Origin of the sequence: uncultured Thiocystis sp. (assembly GCF_903866365.1) — a bacterium.
In the GTDB taxonomy this organism is placed as follows: domain Bacteria; phylum Pseudomonadota; class Gammaproteobacteria; order Chromatiales; family Chromatiaceae; genus Chromatium.
Genome location: NZ_CAIPNF010000404.1, coordinates 1 through 18722, shown reverse-complemented (window position 1 = coordinate 18722; position 18722 = coordinate 1). Strand labels below are relative to the sequence as shown.

The following is an 18722-nucleotide window of genomic DNA, read 5'->3' as shown; positions in this document are numbered from 1 at the left end:
TCGCCGATGGCAAGCTCGACAACGAGATCCCGTTGAAGCAAAGAGACACGGGCAGCCTACTGGCCTCGATGAAGGACATGCAGCAACAGCTGCACGATCGTCTCAGCGCCGAACGGCAAATCGCGGCCGAGAGCCTGCGCATCCGCCATGCCCTGAACAAGGTGACTCTCCCGGTGACGGTCTCGGATGAACACAACACACTGGTTTACATCAACGATGCGGCCCAAGCCCTCTGGCAACGCATGTCCGTCGAGATCGCACGCCGACAACCCGGCTTCGCTGTCAGCCAATTGATCGGAAGCCGCCTTGCCAACTACTTCGAGGATGAGGAAACGCGCGCCGCCTACCGCGCCGAACTGTCCGGTTCGCGCACGCTCGATACGCTTCTGGGTGGGCGGACGCTGAGACTCACGGCCAGCCCGGTGCGGGATGAGGCAGGCGCTTACCAAGGATGCGTGACCCATTGGCAGGATCGCACCGTCGAAGTGGGGATCGAAAGAGAGATCGCCGACATTCTTGAGGCGGTGACCAGCGGCGACTTGACCCGTCGGATCGAGGCCGAGGGCAAGGAGGGCTTCTTCCTGCAACTCGCCGAGGGATTGAATCGATTGATGGCGATCGTCGCGAGCAGTCTGACCGACGTGGCGGCAGTGCTGAACGCGATCGCCCGCGGCGACCTGACCCAGACCATCGACGCTCAGTACGAAGGGATTTTTGGCCAGCTTAAAGATGACACCAATGCGACGGTCGCCCGCTTACAGGAGGTCGTCGGACGCATCCTGGAGGCATCCGAAGCCATCGGCAGCGCCGCCAACGAGATCGCGGCCGGGAATTCCGATCTCTCGGGACGCACCGAGGAGCAGGCCGCGAGCCTGGAGGAGACCGCCGGCTCGATGGAGCGGCTCAATGCCACGGTCAAGCAGAACGCCCAGAACGCCGATCAGGCCAATCGACTGGCGCAGGAAGCCAATGTCCTCGCGACCCGCGGCGGGGAGATGGTGCAACAGGTCGTGGGCACCATGGGCGCGATCCAGGAATCCAGCCGGCGCATCGCCGACATCATCGGCGTGATCGACGGGATCGCCTTTCAGACCAACATCCTCGCGCTCAACGCGGCCGTGGAAGCGGCGCGGGCCGGTGAGCAGGGCCGGGGCTTCGCCGTGGTCGCCGCGGAGGTTCGCCATCTGGCGCAACGCAGCGCCCAGGCGGCCAAGGAAATCAAGGGGCTCATTACCGACTCGGTCGCCAAGGTCGACGGTGGGGCGCAACTGTCCAGCCAGGCCGGCGGCACCATGGAGGAGATCATCATCGGCTTCCGGCAGGTCGCGACCTTGGTCGACGGGATCACCCACGCCTCGCGCGAGCAGCATTCCGGCATCGAACAGGTGACCAAGGCCGTCGCCCAGATGGACAAGGTGACCCAGCAGAATGCGGCCCTGGTGGAAGAGGCCGCGGCGGGGGCCGAGAGTCTGGAAGACCAGACTCGGGTGTTGACTCAGACGGTGGCCATGTTCAGGCTGGCCGGATCAGGTGTCGCCAACCCGCGCGGCACGTCCCAACTATCCACAGGCGCCCACCTCGCTCCCCCGCCAACCCGAGGCACTCCAGTGATCTCTGCCAAGGCGAACCGCACGTCCATCCAGAAGGACAAGCCCATCGCATCGCTGGCCGGCGACGACCAGTGGACAGAGTTTTAACCCATGTCATCGTTGAACTAAACAACCACCGGCTAAAGCCGGTAGTTTGAGTAACGGACTGAAAGTCCGGATATGCGTCGTGATGGCTCGACCTTGAATTCGCTGGCGGGATCTGGCATCAACATGATGCTTCAAACCGAGGCATTTTCGGTGTAATGCCGTCACTGGCTTGCGCGGTTAATGGTGGGATGGTGCATCTTTACTGAGTGGCGAGCTTCAGGTTAAAACGCTCAGAGCGCCATTCGCTGATAGTGATCGATCACGGTAGGGTTGAGTAACAGTTAAAAAATAAGCTAACATAAACTCACTTTCGCAAACTTTTGTACAAGGCATGGCCTACGTCCCTCTCCGCAAGGCCGTTGCCGAACTTGGACTGCATCCCAACACGCTACGCCGCTATGCTGACCACGGACTCATCTCCACCATCCGCAACGCCGCCGGGCAACGTCTGTTCGACGTGGACCCCTACCTGCGCCGTGCCGCCGATGCTTCCGTTGTCCTCTACGCCCGCGTCAGCCGCGCCAAGCAACGCGACGATCTCGCTCGCCAAGTCGAACGTCTGCGTCTTGCCTACCCGCACGCGGAGATCGTCCAAGACATCGGCAGCGGACTCAACTTCAAGCGCAAAGGACTGCGTGCCCTACTGGAACGACTTTTGCGCGGCGACAAGCTCCGGGTTGTGGTTGCCCATCGTGACCGACTTGCCCGGTTCGGCGTCGATCTCATCGCCTTCCTCGTCGAACCCTTCGGCTCCGCTCAGGACAGGCTGCACGGCGGGGAACTCGTGGTTCTCGATCAGCCAGTCGAGCAATCCCGAGAAGCCGAACTCACCGCCGATCTACTCGCCATCCTGCATCACTTCTCTTGTCGCCCCTTCGACGCCGCTCAGGACAGGCCGCATGGGCGGAGAAGTCACCAAGGCAAAACGCATCAGAATCTACCCGACGACGGCACAGAAGAGCCTGTTTCGGCAGTGGCTCGGAACCTCAAGATACGTCTACAACGAAACCGTCAAGCATCTCGATCTTCCCAAGGAGGAACGGGCGGGACATTGGATGGGGGCGGCGAAGATCGTCCTGCCGAGCCTGCCGAGCCTGCCGGATTGGGCCGGAGCGATCCCATATCAGATCAAGAAGATCGCCATTGAGGACGCCTACACAGCCTTCTCCAACGGCGTCAGAAAATGGAAGCAGACCGGCGAGCCGTTCGATCTGCGTTTCCGTTCGCGGAAAAATCCGAAGCAATCCTGCTTCATCCCCTCTTCCGCCCTTAAGGACGCGGGCCTTTACCCGAGGATTGCCGGAAGCCTCAAACGCGCCGAGGACTTCCCCGACAACCCACGGGATTCGCGCCTGGTCTGCGAGCAAGGCCGGTGGTTCGTGATCGTCCCCTATCGTGTGCCTGTCATGCCGACCGAGAACCAAGGTCGCGTGGTGGCGCTCGATCCGGGCATCCGCACCTTCCTGACTGGCTTTGCCGAAGACCAGGCGTTCAAGATCGGCGAAGGCGACTTCGCCCGGATCGCCCGGCTGTGCGTTCACTTGGATCGACTGATGTCGCGGCTGTCACAAGCGAAGTGCCGACAAAAAGCGCGGATCAAGCAAGCGATCCAGCGGTTGCGCTGGAAGATCCGCGATCTGGTGGACGAGCTGCACTTCCAGGCGATTCGTTTCCTGCTGGATCGCTTCGACCTGATTCTGCTGCCGACCTTCGAGACCAAGGAGATGGCGGCGCGGACCACGCGCAAGATTCGGTCGAAAACGGTCCGCTCGATGCTGGGCTATGCCTTCTTTCGCTTTGGGCAACGCTTGGAGTCCGCCGCGAAGCAGGCCGGGAAAGCGGTGCTGCGCGTCAACGAAGCCTACACCTCGAAGACGGCAAGCTGGACCGGCGAAATGAAGCAGATCGGCGGCGCTAAAACGATCACGAGCGGCGGGATCACCGTCGACCGTGACATCAACGGCGCTCGCGGGATCTTCCTGCGAGCATTGGTAGATACACCCTCGCTCAGACATGAGCGTGCATGTGTTGGCGCTTGTGAACAAGCGTTAGCATAAATGTATCGGTGATGTATGTCTGTCTGTGTCTGCGGTTCCGGTGGTGAATTCGAGGATTGCTGCGCGCCGATTCTGGCCGGCCAACCAGCGCCTACGGCGGAAGCCTTGATGCGCTCGCGCTACGTGGCCTATGTGGTCGGCAATCTGGATCACCTTGAGCGCACGAACATGCCCGAGGCGCGTGAGGCGTTCAACCGTCTCGACGCCGACCGCATTGTCGAAGAAACGACCTGGCTAGGGTTAGAGGTCCGCCGCATCATCGCTGGCGGTGTTGACGATCTGACAGGCCAGGTGGAATTCGTGTTCCGCTATCGCCAGCAGGGACAGACATTGATGCAACACGAATTCGCGCAATTCTGTCGCGAGAACGGGGCCTGGCGGTATCAGAGCAGTGAAATCAATCCGAAATCGCCTCCTGTGCACGTCTCAAAAATCGGCCGTAACGACCTCTGTGCGTGCGGATCTGGCAAGAAATACAAAAAATGCTGTGGGGTCTGATTCGGTGAGCGTCAGACGACGCGCCACGCCGGCCACGACCACACACCATTTCGCCTGCATCGCGTGCGGCAAGTGCTGTTATGGATGGCTGCCACTGACGCTCGCGGATGCCTTGACGCAGGCTGGACGCTTTCCGCTGGCCATGGTCTGGACGCCGGTTCCCCAGACCAGTCGTGCGTTTGATTTGACCGCGCAATTGGGCACGACCGTCCAGCTCGCCAAACGCAAGCGGGTTGCCGTCTTGATCGCGCCGACCGCTTATCTTCCTCCGTCTTTTCCCTGTCCGGCGTTGTCGGCGGAGAATCGATGCGTCATCCATGCCGAGAAGCCGCTGCGGTGTCGTTCCATGCCCTTCTATCCCTATCGTCGGGCGGCGGATCAGGCGGATATGCTCGTTCCGCGAACAGGGTGGGTTTGCGATACTTCCGTCAGTGCGCCGGTGGTCTATCAGAACAGGGGCATTGTCGATCGTACGGATTTTGATCGCGAGCGCGCGGCCCTTCTCGCGCAAGCCCCGATTTTACGCGCTTACGCCGACACCACACTGCAACACTATCCCGCGGTGATGAGCCGTTTGCAGCAAGCGGCGCAGAACCCCGCGACGGGACGCTTTGTCGTCGGTTTCTGGTCCTTTCTGCGCCAGCATCGGAGTGAGGATCTCGTTACGTTCGCCAAGGCACAACATCCAGTGCTCATTGAATTTGCAGACCGGACCGCGGGCCTGCCAACGCTTGCCGAGTATCACCGCTACTACCAGGACGCCGCTGCGGAACTGGTCTGGTTCGCGCAACGCGCGTAAGCCTAAAGAGAGCAGTTGAACCGCAAAGAACACGAAGAACGCCAAGTCGTTCATTGTCTTGACTCGATAATGACAGTCACCCGGAGGGTGATCGTCCTACTCATTGCAAGCTCTTGTTTGTCTTTGTGTCCTTTGCGCCTTTGCGGTTCAAAATGCCGAAATTTAGTATAAGGCTTGGCGGTGGTCCCTTCACCCTTTCGGCGACTGCGTTCATGACGCCGGCATGACCCCGCTCAGGCCCCGCCGCAGTCATGACAAAGCTGGATTTCATCAGCCTTCTCTCCGCTTGAATCCGGTGATCATGGCGCCGATCAGATTTTCGCCATGTGACAGACTGGAGAAAACCACGCCGACCAGATGGACGATCACCAGGACGAGCGTGAAGTTGGCCAGGACTTCGTGGACTTCCTCCAGGCTCTCTCCCCAGGACTCAGGTATGCCGCTCATCAGCCCCGCCAACGGACCGGCGAATTCTTGCGCGCCATAGAGCGCCATCCCGCTCAATCCGGTGGCCGTCACCGCCAGCAGTAGCAACAGAATCATGGCGCCACCGGCGGGGTTGTGGCCGAGATAGTGCTTGGCGCGAAAACGCAGAACGTCGGCCAGATAGGCGCGGATCTCGTCGGGTCCGCGCACGAAATCGCTGAACCGGGCATGCCGGGTGCCGATAACGCCCCAGACCAGACGGACGGCGATCAGCGTCAGCACCAGATAACCGGCCCAGACATGGACGCCGAGGAGGTCGTCCTCGACGATGAACGCGGTCGCGAAACCGGCGGCGAGCGACCAGTGGAAGATCCGTACCAGCGGATCCCAGACGCGGACTTGCGTGCTGGCTTCGGGTGTGGCGGTCCCAAGCGAATCGGTCTCGGTCGGGATTGCGGTCTGTGACGTCATCGGTTTGCTCCTCGATTGACTGTGTTGGTCAGTCGGTCGCGATCGGTCACGGCCTTGGGAGCAGACTAACGGGACGACGCTGACCGAACGCTGTGCGTCACTGTCAGCGAACGGTCAGCCAGCATCGGGGCATAATGCGCGGCATGTCCCTCAAGCCAATCCATTGTCGCCTGCCCGTCGTCATCCTGGGTCTCCTACTCTGTGTCCCCGCGCGGGCGGATCGCTTCGACGACGACGGTTCCCGCCGCCACGACCACGAGCACGCCCATCGGGCGCTGGCACGGGGCGAGGTGCGGCCGCTCGCCGAAATCCTGGCGCGGGTCGCGGCCGAGGTGCCGGGCGAGGTGGTCGATGTCGAATTCGAGCGTAAGAATTGGCAAGGGACGAGGGTCTGGATCTACGAACTCAAGATCATCGCCGCCGATGGCCGGCTGCTGGAGGTGCTGGTCAATGCCGCGACGGGCCAGATTCTGGAGGTCGAGCAAGACTGATGCGCATTCTGTTGGTGGAAGATGACGAGCGCGTCGCCGAGGGCGTGAGCGCCGCGCTGAATGCGGCGGGGTTCGTCGTCGACCTTGCGCGCGACGGCGAAGACGCCTGGTTCCGGGGCGAGACCGAGAATTATGCCGCCGCGATCCTCGATCTTGGGCTGCCCGGCCTGGATGGTCTGTCGGTGCTGCGCAAATGGCGCGCGGCCGGTCAGCGCCTGCCGGTGCTGATCCTCACCGCGCGCGGCGACTGGAGCGAGCGGGTCGAGGGCATCGACGCCGGTGCCGACGACTATCTGCCCAAACCCTTTCGCATGGAGGAACTCATCGCGCGACTGCGGGCGTTGATCCGCCGCGCCGCCGGCCAGGCGAGCGCCCTGCTCGTCCATGGGCGAATCGCGCTCGATACCCGCCGCATGGCGGTCAGCGTGGATGGCGTCCCAATCCATCTCTCGCCCCAGGAATATCGGTTGGTCAGCTATCTGATGCAGCACGCCGGGCGGGTCGTCTCCCAACTCGAACTGACCGAACAGCTCTATGCCCAGGATTTCGAGCGCGATTCCAACGCCGTGGAGGTGCTGGTCGGGCGGGTGCGGCGCAAGCTCGGCGCGGAGTTGATCGAGACCCGACGTGGCTTCGGGTATCTGGTCGAGCCGGATCGGTCATGAGCGGACGCCAATGTCCGCTGCCCGGCGCAGGCGCATGACACGCCGCTCGCTGCGCGTCCGGCTCTGGATCGGCGCGGCGGCTTCGATCACGGTCGCCCTGCTGGTCGCTGGCCTGGGTCTCGTAACTCTGTTCGAGCGTCATGTCGAACGGCGGATCGGTGACGAGTTGAGGCGAGATCTCAACCAGCTCGCCGCAGCCATCGCGATCGCGCCCGACGGGGCCATTCGCCTGAGCCGCGAACCGCTCGACCCGCGCTTCGGGCAACCACTGAGTGGACTCTACTGGCAGATCGACAGCAACGACCAGCCGGGTTTGCTGCGCTCACGCTCCCTTTGGGACGAGATCATCGTCCTCCCGGCCGATGCGCTCGAACCCGGCGGGGTTCACGCCCATGTGCTGCCCGGTCCGGGCGGGCAACGGCTGCTGGTGCGCGAGCGCCGCATCCGGCTACAAGCCTTCGGGCAACCCCTCGTGCTGCGACTGGCCGTCGGCCAGGACCGCGCCGAGCTAACCGCCGCCCGCGACGCCTTCGCCGCCGATATGCGGCCCTATCTGGGACTGATCGCGCTGGTCCTCGCGCTCGCGACCCTGGTCCAAATTCAAACTGGACTCGCACCCCTGGAGTCGGTGCGGCGCGGTGTCGGCGCCATCCGCTCCGGTCAGGAGCGACGGCTCGCCGACGACTATCCCGACGAGGTCATGCCGCTGGTCAGCGAGGTCAACGCCCTGCTCGACGCCCGCGCCCAAGCGATCGAGCGCGCGCGCGCCTGGACTGCCGATCTGGCCCACGGACTCAAGACCCCGCTCAGTGCCCTGGTTGCTGACGCCGAGCGTCTGCGTCAACAAGGTCACCCCAGGCTCGCGGAGGATCTGGAACAACTCGCCGATACGATGCGCCGGCGGGTCGATCGCGAGTTGATCCGCGCCCGCGTGCGCTCGGGCGCGGCGACCCATCAGGCCAGGGTCGATGTTGTGGACGCCATTGGGCGCCTGCTCCGTACCCTCCGGCGTACCCCCGACGGCGAGCGGCTTGAATGGCAAATCGAGGCGCCACCCGCGGCCTACGCCGCGCTCATGCCGGACGATCTGCTGGAATTGCTCGGCAACCTCCTGGAGAATGCCTCGAAATGGGCGCGCGCACGGGTGCGGGTCTGGGTGATCGCTGGTCCGCACGCCCGACAGGCGGGCGCATGGATTGAAATTCGCGTGACCGATGACGGCCCCGGCGTCCCGACCGCACAGATGACCCGGCTCGGCGAGCGCGGTCTGCGTTTGGACCAGGCCAAGGAAGGGACTGGTCTCGGACTCGCCATCGTGCGCGATGTCGTGGACGCCTATGCTGGAATCCTCGCCTTTAGTTCCGCCAGCGAGAGCGGGCTGACGGTCAGCGTGCGATTGCCGGCCGCGCGCTGAGCGGTCGCGACATCGCCGTCGTACAGCCGCGCCTAAATTTCAGTATGGATCTCGCGATCCCGCCGGTCTTGACCGCCCCCTTTTCGATGGACACTTTCAGGGCCGGATTTCCAACGCATCCGTTAAAACCCTTTGCGTTCATCGCGTTTTTTGCGGTTTAACTGCTCATTCCAGGATACAACGAGACCGAAGCCGTGGAGATGGCGATGCAAAAAAGACCGCGCACCTTGCCGAAGCGTTCTGTCGGTGCCGATCCGATCCGGATCGCCTGTTTCTTTTCGACGTCGGGGCACAGCGGGGTGGACCGTGCGGCGGGGCACCTGATCCCAGCACTGGCGCGGCGTGGCTATCGCGTGGATCTGCTCAAGGTACGTCAGCATGGCCCCGAGCTGGAGGAGATCCCGGAAGGCGTCACGCTGATCGATCTCGGCTCGCGCCATACCCTGGGCTGCCTGCCCGCCGTCATCCGCTATCTGCGTCGCTGGCGACCGGCCGTCATGCTCTCGGACAAAGACAAGGTCAACCGAGTGGCGCTGTTCGCCCGCGCACTGGCACGCGCTCCGACGCGCCTGGTTCTGCGCTCCGGCACAACGATCTCGCTCGACCTCGCCACCCGCGGTGCGTTGGAGCGCTGGATCCAGCGTCACTCCATGGGGTGGCTCTATCCCTTCGCGGAACAGGTGATCGTCGCCAGCGCCGGGGTCGCCGACGATATGACGGCTTACACGGGATTGGCGCGCGCGCGAATCCGCGTGGTGCCGCCGCCGGTGATCCCGGCCAACCTGTTCGCGTCGGCACTGCCGCGTCCGGACCATCCCTGGTTTGGCCAGCCCGACAGACCACTGATTCTGAGCGCCGGAGAGCTTTGCAGTCGCAAGGATTTTGCGACTCTGCTGAGGGCCTTCGCCCGCCTCCGCGCCGAACGTCCCTGCCGACTCATGATCCTGGGCAAGGGCGCGGCGCGCGAACGTCTGCTGGCTCTGGCCGAGACATTGGGCGTGGCCGCGGATTTCGCCCTGCCAGGGTACGTCAGAGACGCCCATGCCTATATGGCTCATGCCGACCTCTTTGCCTTCACCTCGCGCTGGGAGGGATTGGGCTTCGTGTTGATCGAGGCGCTTGCCGTGGGAACGCCCGTGGTCTCGACCGACTGTCCCAGCGGTCCACGCGAGATTCTGGACGGGGGGCGCTATGGACCGCTGGTTGCCGTCGGCGACGATGCCGGTCTCGCGCGCGCCATGCTGGCGACCCTGGAGCATCCGCTGCCCAAGCGCGTACTGCAGCAAGCCGCGCGACCCTATGAGATCGAGGCCAGCACGGATGCCTATCTGAATGCCATGGGGTTAGCCGCCAGAGCCTGAAGTTGAGCCAGGGGACCGTTTCATCGGCTGCCGGCTCGCAGACATCGATGCCGTTCCGCCCCTCGCTCCTCGCCCGCGATTCACGACCGCGTTGAAGCTGGCTGCGCCTCGATCATCTCCACCATCCGCCGCGCCACATTGCCGAGCGATGCTGGCGAATGATCCCGCCAGTGAGCGCGCACGAAGCCGAAGAAGTAGAGATACAGCAGGTACTGGCGGATCAGTCCGGCGTCCAGCGGTTCGCGCAGGGCGCGCTTCAGTTGGGTCGCCAGCTCGCCGCGGTCGCGAACGGGATACACCAGTCCATTGCGCGCATAGAAGTTATTGCCCAGCGTCACCACCGGTTTGCCGAAAATCATGCCTTCGATTCCGACCGTGGAGTTCACGGTGATGACGCAGGTGGCTCGCTCCAGGATTGCCCGGACATCGCCCCCACCCGCCCAGATCACCTCTGGAAACGCCCGTACAACCGGGTCGTAATCGGTCTTTTTGACATCCGCGGGATGGAGTTTGACCACCAGCCTGAATCCGGGCTCGACCTCTCGCACTGCCTGATCGAGGTCGGCGATCGCCGCGCCGAGCTGGTTCCCGTAGAGCGGCGAGTGGATGGTCAATTGGCTGTCGCTGCTCACCTGGAGTGGAAAAAAGGCGAACCGCTCAGGCAAGGCGGGAGGATCGCGGGAAATGAGCCGATTGGCACGGATCGCGGCGGGGCGCTGTCTCAGGTCGATCCAGCTTTGGAGGAGATACGCCATCCAGGAGGGACGGATTCTTTCAGTCTCCGGCCGCGAGCGGATGGGCGTCCGACCCGCCCGATAGTCAGCGATGACCGCGTCGAATTCCTGAATCTGCGGCTCGGAATAAGAGATCGCACGAATATCGGCAAGACCCATGCGCCAGCCGATGGAGGAGAAGGCATTGACGCCCTCGGGATCGAGCTGCAACGTGTTCGGCAGATACCCATTTTCGCCAAACAGGAGCGGAATGCCACGCGCCCGGGCCAGTTGCTCGGTCACCGCCGCGGCCAAGCCAGATCCGTTCCAAAGAAAAACGCCCTGCGGCTCGGTTGCCGCGAGGAAGCGGTTCAACTCGCTGACGAGCCAGCAAAAATCTGGCGAAGATTGACGAACCCGGTCGCGATCCGACGCCTTGCGCAGGCGCGCGACGAGCGACTCGGGGTCGATGCCGAGGCTTTCTGGCCAGGCGTCCGCCTGGCCCGAACGGCGCTTGGGATAGACCTCCTGTCCGAGCCGACGCAGCAGACTGCGACTTTTGACGTGGCGGGAAAAAAAGACGGAGCCATCGTCAGGTGCGAGACGATCGCCCACTCCGACCAGGAACTGGACCAGGTTAGGCCCCGGGTCGATAAACGCGATGGGCGATGCGCTCATGCGCGCGGCAACCCGTGGTTGGTCTCGCGTTGCATAAGGCGGCAAAGCGATTTCCGTGCCAGCCATCGATCCGGATCCGGTCTCCTCACCGCGCATCGCGCTTGCCGCCCCGGCTCGCCCCGGTCAGTGCGGCCCGGAAACCATCGCGGACATTCATCGCGGCCTGGTTGGTGCAGGTCAGATTCGCGGTCAGTCGGTTCTTGCATTCCAGATCCAAATAGAGATAAACGGGTTCCTCCGGCCTGTTCTGAATCCAGACAAGCGTCAGCAGACGGTCTTCGCGTGCGTCCTGCTGCGCCGCGATCAGGAGCCCTGGACCCAGAATTTCGTCTCGTATGTCCGCCTGGGCACGAACATAGGCCAGCGCCTTCTCCCAGGTCTGGTGGCACTGCTCGCTGTCATGACAGATCACGAGGTTGCTCGACAGCGAGCCCGCTGCTGCTTTCCCGGTTGCTTCGGCGGATTCGGGAAGCTGCCTGAGGTTTCGGTAGCGCAGCATCATCTGGTCAAACTCCTCGCGGATCGACTCTTTGCGAAATTCCTGCTCGATGATCGTCGCATAGCCATCGCGGATGAGTTGTTCGGACTTCGCGATGGCATCCTGCAAATGCGCGGCAACCGGCTTCCCGGTCCGCTTCAGTTCTGCGGTCTGCTTGTGCAGCTCTCGCAGACGTCGCTGCTCGAACCGAATGTCATCGCGTGTGGTCTGGCTCAGGGCCTCGACGGCGGCGACCTTGCCTTCCCGCGCCAGGGTCAGATCCTCAAGGGAGCGAAATTGCTGCAATATGGCTTGATTGTCAGCCTTTTCCTGCGCGATGCGCCGCGCTTCCTCCTGTTGCAATCGTTCCCGTTCCTGCATCCGCTGCATTTCCTCCGCCGTGGCCGCGGGGGCGACCGTTTCGGTTCGAATCCCCTCCTGACTGAGTCGGGTGTGCCCCTGCTCGATCTGAGCGGGCGGTATCCGATCGGAATAATGAACGGCGCCAGTGTCGTCGACCCACCGATAGGTCCGCGAATCGGCATATCCAAGGCGAATCGACCAATCAGCCCCCGGACAGACAACGCCCAGCACGCCCAATATCACGACGATTAGCCAGGGATCCGCGCGAGCGGGACGTCTTGCCATCTCACACGCCATAATTGGCGCGGTAGTTACGCATGGATTCAGCAACGCCGTGCTCATTCGGCTGTTCCTCCAGGTAAGCGATCAGATCGGTCAGGGCGAGGATGGCGTGGACCGGCAGACCGAAGGAGGCGCGCACCTCGTCCACGGCCGATCGGTCGCCCTGCCCCTTTTCCTGCCGATCCAGTGCAATCACAACCCCCGCGGGCACCGCGCCCGCCGCGCCAATAATCTCGACCGACTCGCGCACCGACGTACCGGCCGTGATGACATCGTCAATAATCAGGATACGCCCCACGAGCGGACTGCCGACGATCAGACCACCCTCGCCATGATCCTTGACCTCTTTGCGATTGAAGGCATAGGGTACCTCTTGTCCGTGCTCGGTCGACAAGGCGACGCTGGTCGCCGCCGCGAGCGGGATCCCCTTGTAGGCGGGGCCATAGAGGACATCGTAAGCGATGCCCGAGGCGATGATGCCATGGGCATAGGCACGGGCGAGCCGGGCGAGCCGGGTACCGGTATCGAAGAGACCGGAATTGAAGAAATACGGGCTTTGGCGACCGGATTTCAGCGTGAAATCGCCGAATGAGAGAGCGCCGATCTTGATGGCAAAGTTCAGGAATTCTCTTTGGTAATCATGCATTGCGACAGGCTCGGCGACAGGAAAGTGAATGAGATGACCGCCCGATCCAGAGAGCTGGGGCCATGAATGCGCCACTGTTCCAAGTGTACATCACCGCCTTTCTGGTTGGTTTGTTGGGTGGCGTTCATTGTCTGACGATGTGCGGCGGTCTGGTCGGCTCGCTGACCGCGGGGCTCGATGCGCGCGTCCGCGGCGAACCCTGGCGGATGCTGCCCTACCAGTTCGTTTATAACCTCGCCCGCGTCGCCGGATATGGTGTCGCCGGCGCGCTGTTCGGTGGCCTAGGCGCCCTGCTGCTGCAACTCGATTCGTTTCAGTTCATGCAGCGGGGACTCTATGCCTTCGCGGGCATCATGATGATTCTGCTGGGCCTGTATCTGGGCGGCTGGTGGAGGCTGCTGGCCGCGACCGAACGTCTGGGTCTGGTCCTCTGGCGCCGGCTCCAACCGCTTGCGCGCCATCTGCTGCCGGTGCGAACCCTGAGCCAGGCCGCCGCGATCGGTTTTCTCTGGGCCTGGATTCCCTGCGGGCTGGTCTATAGCGTCCTGATCACGGCCACCGCCACCGGCAGTCCAGCGCATGGCGCTGGCATCATGCTGGCCTTCGGTCTGGGCACGCTGCCCAACCTGCTGGGCATCGGCCTGCTGGCGGGTGCCGCCGCGCGGCTTGCCGAGCGCGCCTGGATTCGCCAGATCGCCGGGCTGCTGGTCATCGGCTTCGGCTTATACGCCCTCTGGCAGTTGGTTGGCTAGTACAACGGCATCGAAATTCCAACCCCTTGTTCGCGGCTCCAGCACTGGATCACAACACCCGCGAGCCAGGGGCGTTTTGCGTTGCGCGGCGCTCGACCCGTCGACGGAATTGCCTCAACCCTAATCGTTGTCGAATCCGTTCAATACGCGTCGGAATCAGGCCGCCGCTCATTGCAGATAACGCTGGGCGGCGGTCACCAAGTCCTCGCGCGCGGGCAGTTCGCCGGGCGCGAGGCTCAGCGGCAGCATGACGACACGCCGACCGCGGGCGTTGCACAATTCCAGAAACTCGATGGAGCGCGCCGATGGGTCGCGCGCGTCGCGCTGGATGTTCATGGCGTCGAGACAGAGCGTGGTCGGTTCGGCCCAAAGCTGGCGCGGGGCATCGCCGAGGATTTCGACGACGATCCCGAGATGGGCGACGAGGACGCCCTGATCCACCCCCAGCGTATTCAACTGCGCGGTGATCGCGTCCAGCTCGGCCAGCAGCGTGGCCGGATCCGGCGCGCCGCCCGCGACGGGCTCGAAGCTCCAGCCGCCACGCTCCAGCGCGGTCAGCTTGCGCCGCAGCAGATCGCGCTGACGGGTGAGGTCGGCCCGTTCCACCCGCGCCTCGGCGATGCGGGTCAGTGCCAGGGTCAGCAGATGGTCGAAGGCGCGGCGCTTCAACTGGCGCCGGGTCTCCGACTCGCTCGGGTGCGGATCGAGCAGACGATGGGCGGCGAAACTGACCGCGACCTGCGGCACATCGCGTCGCACCTGATCGCCGACCAGATCCATGCCCAGGATCGTGCGCTCCACCCGCTCCGCCAGCAGCAGCGCGGTGACGCGCCCGACCCCCCGCCCCTCCGCGCTCGCCAGAAAAGCCGACAGCGCCGGGTCGCGTCCGAACCGATCCAGCATGTCCCCGGCGGAAGAAAAGACCGCGGCCAGACGAGGTTCCAGTCCATGTTCGCGCGCGTCCGCCGGCAGCGGCTCCTGGATGGCGTCCACCAGCGCGACCACATGGTCGATCGCTTTGATCACGGGCTCGCGCAGCCGCTTGCGGTATCCAGGCAGCAGACGCAGCCGCGAATCGGTACCGTCCACCGCGCGCTCGGTCGCCAGGTCGATCAGCGATTCCGGATAGCGACCGAGCGTCTCGCCACCGCCGAACATGGATTGAAACAGCTTCATGGGAGACCTCCGTCAGGTTGATTTTTGGCACACGTCAGAGGGGAACGCGATTCCTAAACGCACCGACTGCCCGGTCGGGGATCCATCAGACCACGAATGCATGACCCGGCAGGACGCGCAACCGTTCGCGTATCCGCGCGACCTCCGACGCCTCGTAGATCTGTCGTTCCGGCCCTGTCATCAGGACGGCTCGGAATACGCGAACGACTCCCGGTCGAGTTGATCGCGGAGCGCCCGCATCCCCTCTTCCAGCCCGACGCGACCCCGGAAACCGAGCCGGATATGCGGATCCTCGCCCAGGTGCGGCAGGCTGAACAGCTTGAGTTCCGGGAAATCCTGCTCCAGACGCCGCATCAGCGGAATCAGACCGCTCTCGGGGACACCGCGCACCTCGACGGCCATTTCGCGCAGCACGGCGGCGCGACCGAACCGCTGTTCCAACACCCCTTCGGCCATCGGCCAGGCCATTTTGGGAAATCCGGGCAGGAACCAGTGTCGGCAGAGCGAGAAACCGGGGATCTGGTTGACTGGATTGGGAATCAACTCGGCGCCATCCGGCAGATCCGCCATCAGGATGCGCTGGGGATACGCCTCGGCGCCAAATCGGTCCTCGATCAGGCGCGCCGCCTCGGGATGACGGAGCAAAGACACATGCGCCGCCGCCGCGGCACAGGCGCGGGTGTGATCGTCTGGCGTCGCGCCGATGCCGCCGCAGACAAAGACCGGATCCGGCCGTCCCATCGAAAAGCGCAGATGCGCCGTCAGCACGTCCGGATCGTCCGGCAGCAGCCAGTGCCAGGCCAGCTCATGACCGCGCCCACCGATCAGCGACTTGAAGGCGGCCAGATGGCGATCGATCCGCTCGCCCTTGAGCACCTCGTCGGCGATGACGATCAGGCCGAAGCTCACGGGTGAAGTGTCGGGTGACTCGTTCATCTTCAATCGGCCGGCGGCAGATGCGCGTCCAGCGAGTCACGCTTGCGGTAGACCGTCCCCTGAAAGAGCGCGATCAGGTTTTCTTCCTCATCGAGGACGCGGATCAGATAGGTGGCGAGCTTGGGGTTGATGGACACCTCCTCCGCCTCGGCGGTCAGGATGCCACGCCGCGCCGCCTTCATGAAGGAGACCGAGACGTTCACCCCGAGCGCCACCGTACCATGCGAGTTGGAAGCGACGGCAAAGACCAGATCGGCCAGGCTGAAGATAGCCGCACCGTGGGCGACCCCGACGGCGTTCAGATGCCGATCGTCGATCTCCAGCCGGGCGCGCGCCTTGCCGGGCGAGACCTCCAGCAGTTCTATTCCAACATATTCGGCAAAACGGTCGTTGCGAAAGAAGTTCTGGATTTGGGTGGCGTTCATCATTGCGTGGTGTAGAAGCGCAAAATAGACAGGACTCGCAGAATGATAACTGCTTATCGCCGGTCACTGCGAACGACCGGCACAATCGAAATATCCGATATCAAAGCGCAGATAGAATTCCAGCGACCAAATTTTGAATGAAACCAGCCAACAGACAGACCTGACAAGCCCCCACAAAGGAATGCCACATCGATCATGAATGCTCCCGCTCCAGACAGCTTCGCAACAGATGCCCTCGAAAAGCTCCGGCACCGGCTACTCGATCTCACCGGGCGCAACCGCCTGCTGAACTTCACCCACGGCCGTCAGGGTAACATCCGCATCATCGATGCGATCCCGAACGTACTTCATCGGAAGCTGTTGTCGGAAGAGGAATTAAGATTCCAGGCGATCCCGAGTCCGACCCGACAAGAGCTGATCGAGGCCGGTTACCTCGAGGTCGATCCGCAGACTGGTTTGGACAATCGACTCAAAAAAGATCCCACGGCCGCTGAGTGGGCGCGTGTGCTCGGCTTTCCCTCGGAATATGAGTTACCGCTTGAAAATGCCGATGCAGAAGATCAGCCAAAACGTGCCGATCAGATCATCCAGACCCTGATGTTTCCGGAGGAACTGGAAGCTCGGCTTCGAGATCTGCGCAACAAGGCAGAGACCGCCATCGAGGAAGCGGGCGCCAACATCTGTTACGTCGCCGTTGGATTTCTGGAGTGGTTCGAGAGCCAGAGCAGTCACAAGGAACGCCTGGCCCCGCTCCTGATGGTGCCGGTCCGGATTGCCAAGGGCCGGCTCGACTCGGCCAGCGGCACCTACCACTACGCCATTGCCTTCACCGGGGAGGACATCATCCCGAACCTCTCGCTGCGCGAGAAACTGCGCATCGATTTCGGGCTCGCGCTCCCCGATCTCGACGAAGCCACCCTGCCGGAAGCCTATTTCAGCGCGGTCGAGCGCCTCATCGCAACACCGAGACAGCCGGACGAACGATGGCAGATCCGCCGTCAAGCCACCCTGGCCTTGTTTAACTTCAGCAAACTGCTGATGTACCTGGATCTGGATCCCGCGCAATGGCCAACCGAGCGATCCATCACCAACCATCCGATCGTCAGCCGTTTCTTTGCGACCAAGAGCGAGGACGCTGGCGGCGACGGTCAAGGATTCAGCGTCGAACATGCCATCGATGACCTGCCCGAGGTACACGAACGTTACCCGGTCATCGATGACGCCGACAGTTCTCAGCACAGCGCGCTGATCGATGCGATTGAGGGTAAGAACCTCGTCATCGAGGGACCGCCGGGTACCGGGAAATCCCAGACCATCACCAACATCTTCGCCGCGGCCCTGGCGCAGGGGAAGCGGGTGTTGTTCGTGGCCGAGAAGCTGGCGGCGCTGGAAGTGGTCAAACGACGTCTGGACCAGGCCGGACTGGGGGATTTCTGTCTGGAGTTGCACAGCCACAAAACGCAGAAACGCAAGGTGCTGGACGACATCGCCCAGCGATTGGGCAATCAGGGCAAGTATCGTCATCCAGAGCAGATCGATGCCGACATCGCGCGCTACGAGAAGCTGAAGAGCGAACTCAGCGGCCATGCCGAACGCATCAACAGCCGCTGGAAGAACACCGGCAAGACCATCCATGAAATCCTCATGGCGGCGAGCCGTTACCGGGAGTCGCTGGGTCTCGATCCCGCCGCTTTACATCCTGAAGGATATGACGGACAGACCTTCAACGGCGACGTACAGCGACAGACTCTGGACACGATCCGCCAATTTGCGGAAGTCTATCGACGGATCGCGATTCAACTCGGCCAACGCGACAACCTCCAGAGCCATCCCTGGCATGGCGTTGGGAACCGGGATCTACAGCTCTTTGACAAGGAGCGTGTGTGCGTCGTCCTTTCGAGCTGGCAGGATGCACTGGACGGTTTGGCCGAAACAACGGTGGCGGCTGGTTCGCTACTCACGGCGGAATCCCTGCTCGGGGTAAAGGATAGAGACATCCTGCGCGGAGAAAGCCTCGACGACATTGAGGCATTCAAGAACGAACTCAGCGGCATCCCCTCGTTCCAGGGAGATGAGATCCTGACCGCCCTTCGCGACCTGCACGGCGCAAATCTCATTGCGCTCAAGCGTCACTTGCAACTTCTGCGAGGCATCCGCGACCATCGCCGCGCGCTATCAGGCACACTGCATCCGCAATTCCTGAACGACCAACACTCTCACGCGCAGTTACACGCCGCTTGTGGCGCACTGAGACAGCTTGGTGCGGCCGGGCAAACCGATCTGGTCACGATCGCCAGATACGCCAAGCGGATCGAACATCTCCAGGAGCGACTGCGTGAACTGGGTCAACCCATGTCGGAAGTCGCCATCGGTCTCGGTCATGCCTATACGCAG

Annotated in this window: 17 protein-coding genes and 2 pseudogenes; 12 read left to right on the top strand and 7 right to left on the bottom strand. The window is 63.0% G+C overall.

What is annotated here, in order from left to right; translation table 11 throughout:
• The 6 genes and pseudogenes from QZY07_RS22395 to QZY07_RS22375 form a co-directional block, all read left to right on the top strand.
• The coding region (locus QZY07_RS22395) for a methyl-accepting chemotaxis protein (protein WP_295407703.1) at positions 1-1697 on the top strand (1697 nt) is incomplete at its 5' end.
• Positions 1698-2028: 331 nt separating this feature from the next.
• Positions 2029-2508: pseudogene (locus QZY07_RS22390) on the top strand (IS607 family transposase); the annotation flags it as partial.
• An 88-nt stretch (positions 2509-2596) separates the two neighbouring features.
• Positions 2597-2659: pseudogene (locus QZY07_RS27575) on the top strand (hypothetical protein); the annotation flags it as partial.
• The gene (locus QZY07_RS22385) at positions 2660-3754 is read left to right on the top strand and encodes a transposase (RefSeq protein WP_363184696.1); all 1095 of its coding nucleotides are present in this window, start codon (positions 2660-2662) and stop codon (positions 3752-3754) included.
• A gap of 15 nt (positions 3755-3769) precedes the next feature.
• Positions 3770-4252, top strand: a complete 483-nt coding sequence (locus tag QZY07_RS22380; protein ID WP_295407700.1) for a YchJ family protein — start codon at positions 3770-3772, stop codon at positions 4250-4252.
• Between the two features lie 4 nt (positions 4253-4256).
• Positions 4257-5051, top strand: coding sequence for a YkgJ family cysteine cluster protein (locus tag QZY07_RS22375; RefSeq protein ID WP_295407696.1), 795 nt, complete (start codon positions 4257-4259; stop codon positions 5049-5051).
• Positions 5052-5321: 270 nt separating this feature from the next.
• On the opposite strand, the gene QZY07_RS22370 is transcribed toward QZY07_RS22375, so the two are convergent.
• Positions 5322-5948 carry a cytochrome b/b6 domain-containing protein gene (locus tag QZY07_RS22370; RefSeq protein WP_295407693.1) on the bottom strand — a complete coding sequence of 209 codons (627 nt, stop codon included), beginning with the start codon at positions 5946-5948 and terminating at the stop codon, positions 5322-5324.
• A gap of 143 nt (positions 5949-6091) precedes the next feature.
• Between QZY07_RS22370 and QZY07_RS22365 the strand changes: the two genes are divergently transcribed.
• The 4 genes from QZY07_RS22365 to QZY07_RS22350 all read left to right on the top strand — a co-directional run bounded on the left by QZY07_RS22365 (position 6092) and on the right by QZY07_RS22350 (position 9879).
• Positions 6092-6439 carry a PepSY domain-containing protein gene (locus QZY07_RS22365; RefSeq protein ID WP_295407690.1) on the top strand — a complete coding sequence of 116 codons (348 nt, stop codon included), beginning with the start codon at positions 6092-6094 and terminating at the stop codon, positions 6437-6439.
• Positions 6439-7104 (top strand): response regulator transcription factor, encoded by a 666-nt coding sequence (locus QZY07_RS22360; protein ID WP_295407686.1) that lies wholly within the window; start codon positions 6439-6441, stop codon positions 7102-7104. The genes QZY07_RS22365 and QZY07_RS22360 overlap by 1 nt, the downstream gene beginning before the upstream one ends.
• 34 nt (positions 7105-7138) lie before the next feature.
• Positions 7139-8518, top strand: coding sequence for a HAMP domain-containing sensor histidine kinase (locus tag QZY07_RS22355; RefSeq protein ID WP_295407683.1), 1380 nt, complete (start codon positions 7139-7141; stop codon positions 8516-8518).
• A gap of 206 nt (positions 8519-8724) precedes the next feature.
• The gene (locus QZY07_RS22350; protein WP_295407681.1) at positions 8725-9879 is read left to right on the top strand and encodes a glycosyltransferase; all 1155 of its coding nucleotides are present in this window, start codon (positions 8725-8727) and stop codon (positions 9877-9879) included.
• A gap of 80 nt (positions 9880-9959) precedes the next feature.
• On the opposite strand, the gene QZY07_RS22345 is transcribed toward QZY07_RS22350, so the two are convergent.
• From QZY07_RS22345 to pyrE, 3 genes are all read right to left on the bottom strand, one after another.
• Entirely contained in the window at positions 9960-11270 is a 1311-nt protein-coding gene (locus QZY07_RS22345) for a capsular biosynthesis protein (RefSeq protein WP_295407678.1), read from the bottom strand.
• Between the two features lie 85 nt (positions 11271-11355).
• Entirely contained in the window at positions 11356-12396 is a 1041-nt protein-coding gene (locus tag QZY07_RS22340; RefSeq protein ID WP_295407675.1) for a DUF4124 domain-containing protein, read from the bottom strand.
• A 1-nt stretch (position 12397) separates the two neighbouring features.
• On the bottom strand, positions 12398-13039 hold the full coding sequence (gene pyrE / locus QZY07_RS22335) for an orotate phosphoribosyltransferase (RefSeq protein WP_295407673.1): 642 nt from the start codon (positions 13037-13039) through the stop codon (positions 12398-12400).
• A gap of 62 nt (positions 13040-13101) precedes the next feature.
• Between pyrE and QZY07_RS22330 the strand changes: the two genes are divergently transcribed.
• The gene (locus QZY07_RS22330; protein WP_295407670.1) at positions 13102-13791 is read left to right on the top strand and encodes a sulfite exporter TauE/SafE family protein; all 690 of its coding nucleotides are present in this window, start codon (positions 13102-13104) and stop codon (positions 13789-13791) included.
• Between the two features lie 168 nt (positions 13792-13959).
• Here QZY07_RS22330 and QZY07_RS22325 read toward each other — a convergent pair whose 3' ends face one another.
• The 3 genes from QZY07_RS22325 to QZY07_RS22315 all read right to left on the bottom strand — a co-directional run bounded on the left by QZY07_RS22325 (position 13960) and on the right by QZY07_RS22315 (position 16328).
• Positions 13960-14967 carry a hypothetical protein gene (locus QZY07_RS22325; RefSeq protein ID WP_295407669.1) on the bottom strand — a complete coding sequence of 336 codons (1008 nt, stop codon included), beginning with the start codon at positions 14965-14967 and terminating at the stop codon, positions 13960-13962.
• A gap of 180 nt (positions 14968-15147) precedes the next feature.
• Positions 15148-15903: a molybdopterin-binding protein gene (locus tag QZY07_RS22320; protein WP_295407665.1), complete on the bottom strand. Its 756-nt coding sequence runs from the start codon at positions 15901-15903 to the stop codon at positions 15148-15150.
• Positions 15904-15905: 2 nt separating this feature from the next.
• Positions 15906-16328, bottom strand: a complete 423-nt coding sequence (locus QZY07_RS22315; protein WP_295407662.1) for a PaaI family thioesterase — start codon at positions 16326-16328, stop codon at positions 15906-15908.
• Between the two features lie 195 nt (positions 16329-16523).
• Here QZY07_RS22315 and QZY07_RS22310 point away from each other — a divergent pair.
• On the top strand, positions 16524-18722 hold a 2199-nt coding region (locus tag QZY07_RS22310; RefSeq protein ID WP_295407659.1), incomplete at its 3' end, for a DUF4011 domain-containing protein.

What these genes read in the sequence shown, in the direction of transcription:
- QZY07_RS22360 (WP_295407686.1), top strand. Translation starts at nt 6,439, where the DNA reads ATGCGCATTCTGTTGGTGGAAGATGACGAGCGCGTCGCCGAGGGCGTG.
- QZY07_RS22325 (WP_295407669.1), bottom strand. Translation starts at nt 14,967, where the DNA reads ATGAAGCTGTTTCAATCCATGTTCGGCGGTGGCGAGACGCTCGGTCGC.
- QZY07_RS22365 (WP_295407690.1), top strand. Translation starts at nt 6,092, where the DNA reads ATGTCCCTCAAGCCAATCCATTGTCGCCTGCCCGTCGTCATCCTGGGT.
- QZY07_RS22315 (WP_295407662.1), bottom strand. Translation starts at nt 16,328, where the DNA reads ATGAACGCCACCCAAATCCAGAACTTCTTTCGCAACGACCGTTTTGCC.
- QZY07_RS22320 (WP_295407665.1), bottom strand. Translation starts at nt 15,903, where the DNA reads ATGAACGAGTCACCCGACACTTCACCCGTGAGCTTCGGCCTGATCGTC.
- QZY07_RS22340 (WP_295407675.1), bottom strand. Translation starts at nt 12,396, where the DNA reads ATGGCAAGACGTCCCGCTCGCGCGGATCCCTGGCTAATCGTCGTGATA.
- QZY07_RS22350 (WP_295407681.1), top strand. Translation starts at nt 8,725, where the DNA reads ATGCAAAAAAGACCGCGCACCTTGCCGAAGCGTTCTGTCGGTGCCGAT.
- pyrE (WP_295407673.1), bottom strand. Translation starts at nt 13,039, where the DNA reads ATGCATGATTACCAAAGAGAATTCCTGAACTTTGCCATCAAGATCGGC.
- QZY07_RS22345 (WP_295407678.1), bottom strand. Translation starts at nt 11,270, where the DNA reads ATGAGCGCATCGCCCATCGCGTTTATCGACCCGGGGCCTAACCTGGTC.
- QZY07_RS22355 (WP_295407683.1), top strand. Translation starts at nt 7,139, where the DNA reads ATGACACGCCGCTCGCTGCGCGTCCGGCTCTGGATCGGCGCGGCGGCT.
- QZY07_RS22330 (WP_295407670.1), top strand. Translation starts at nt 13,102, where the DNA reads ATGAATGCGCCACTGTTCCAAGTGTACATCACCGCCTTTCTGGTTGGT.
- QZY07_RS22380 (WP_295407700.1), top strand. Translation starts at nt 3,770, where the DNA reads ATGTCTGTCTGTGTCTGCGGTTCCGGTGGTGAATTCGAGGATTGCTGC.
- QZY07_RS22370 (WP_295407693.1), bottom strand. Translation starts at nt 5,948, where the DNA reads ATGACGTCACAGACCGCAATCCCGACCGAGACCGATTCGCTTGGGACC.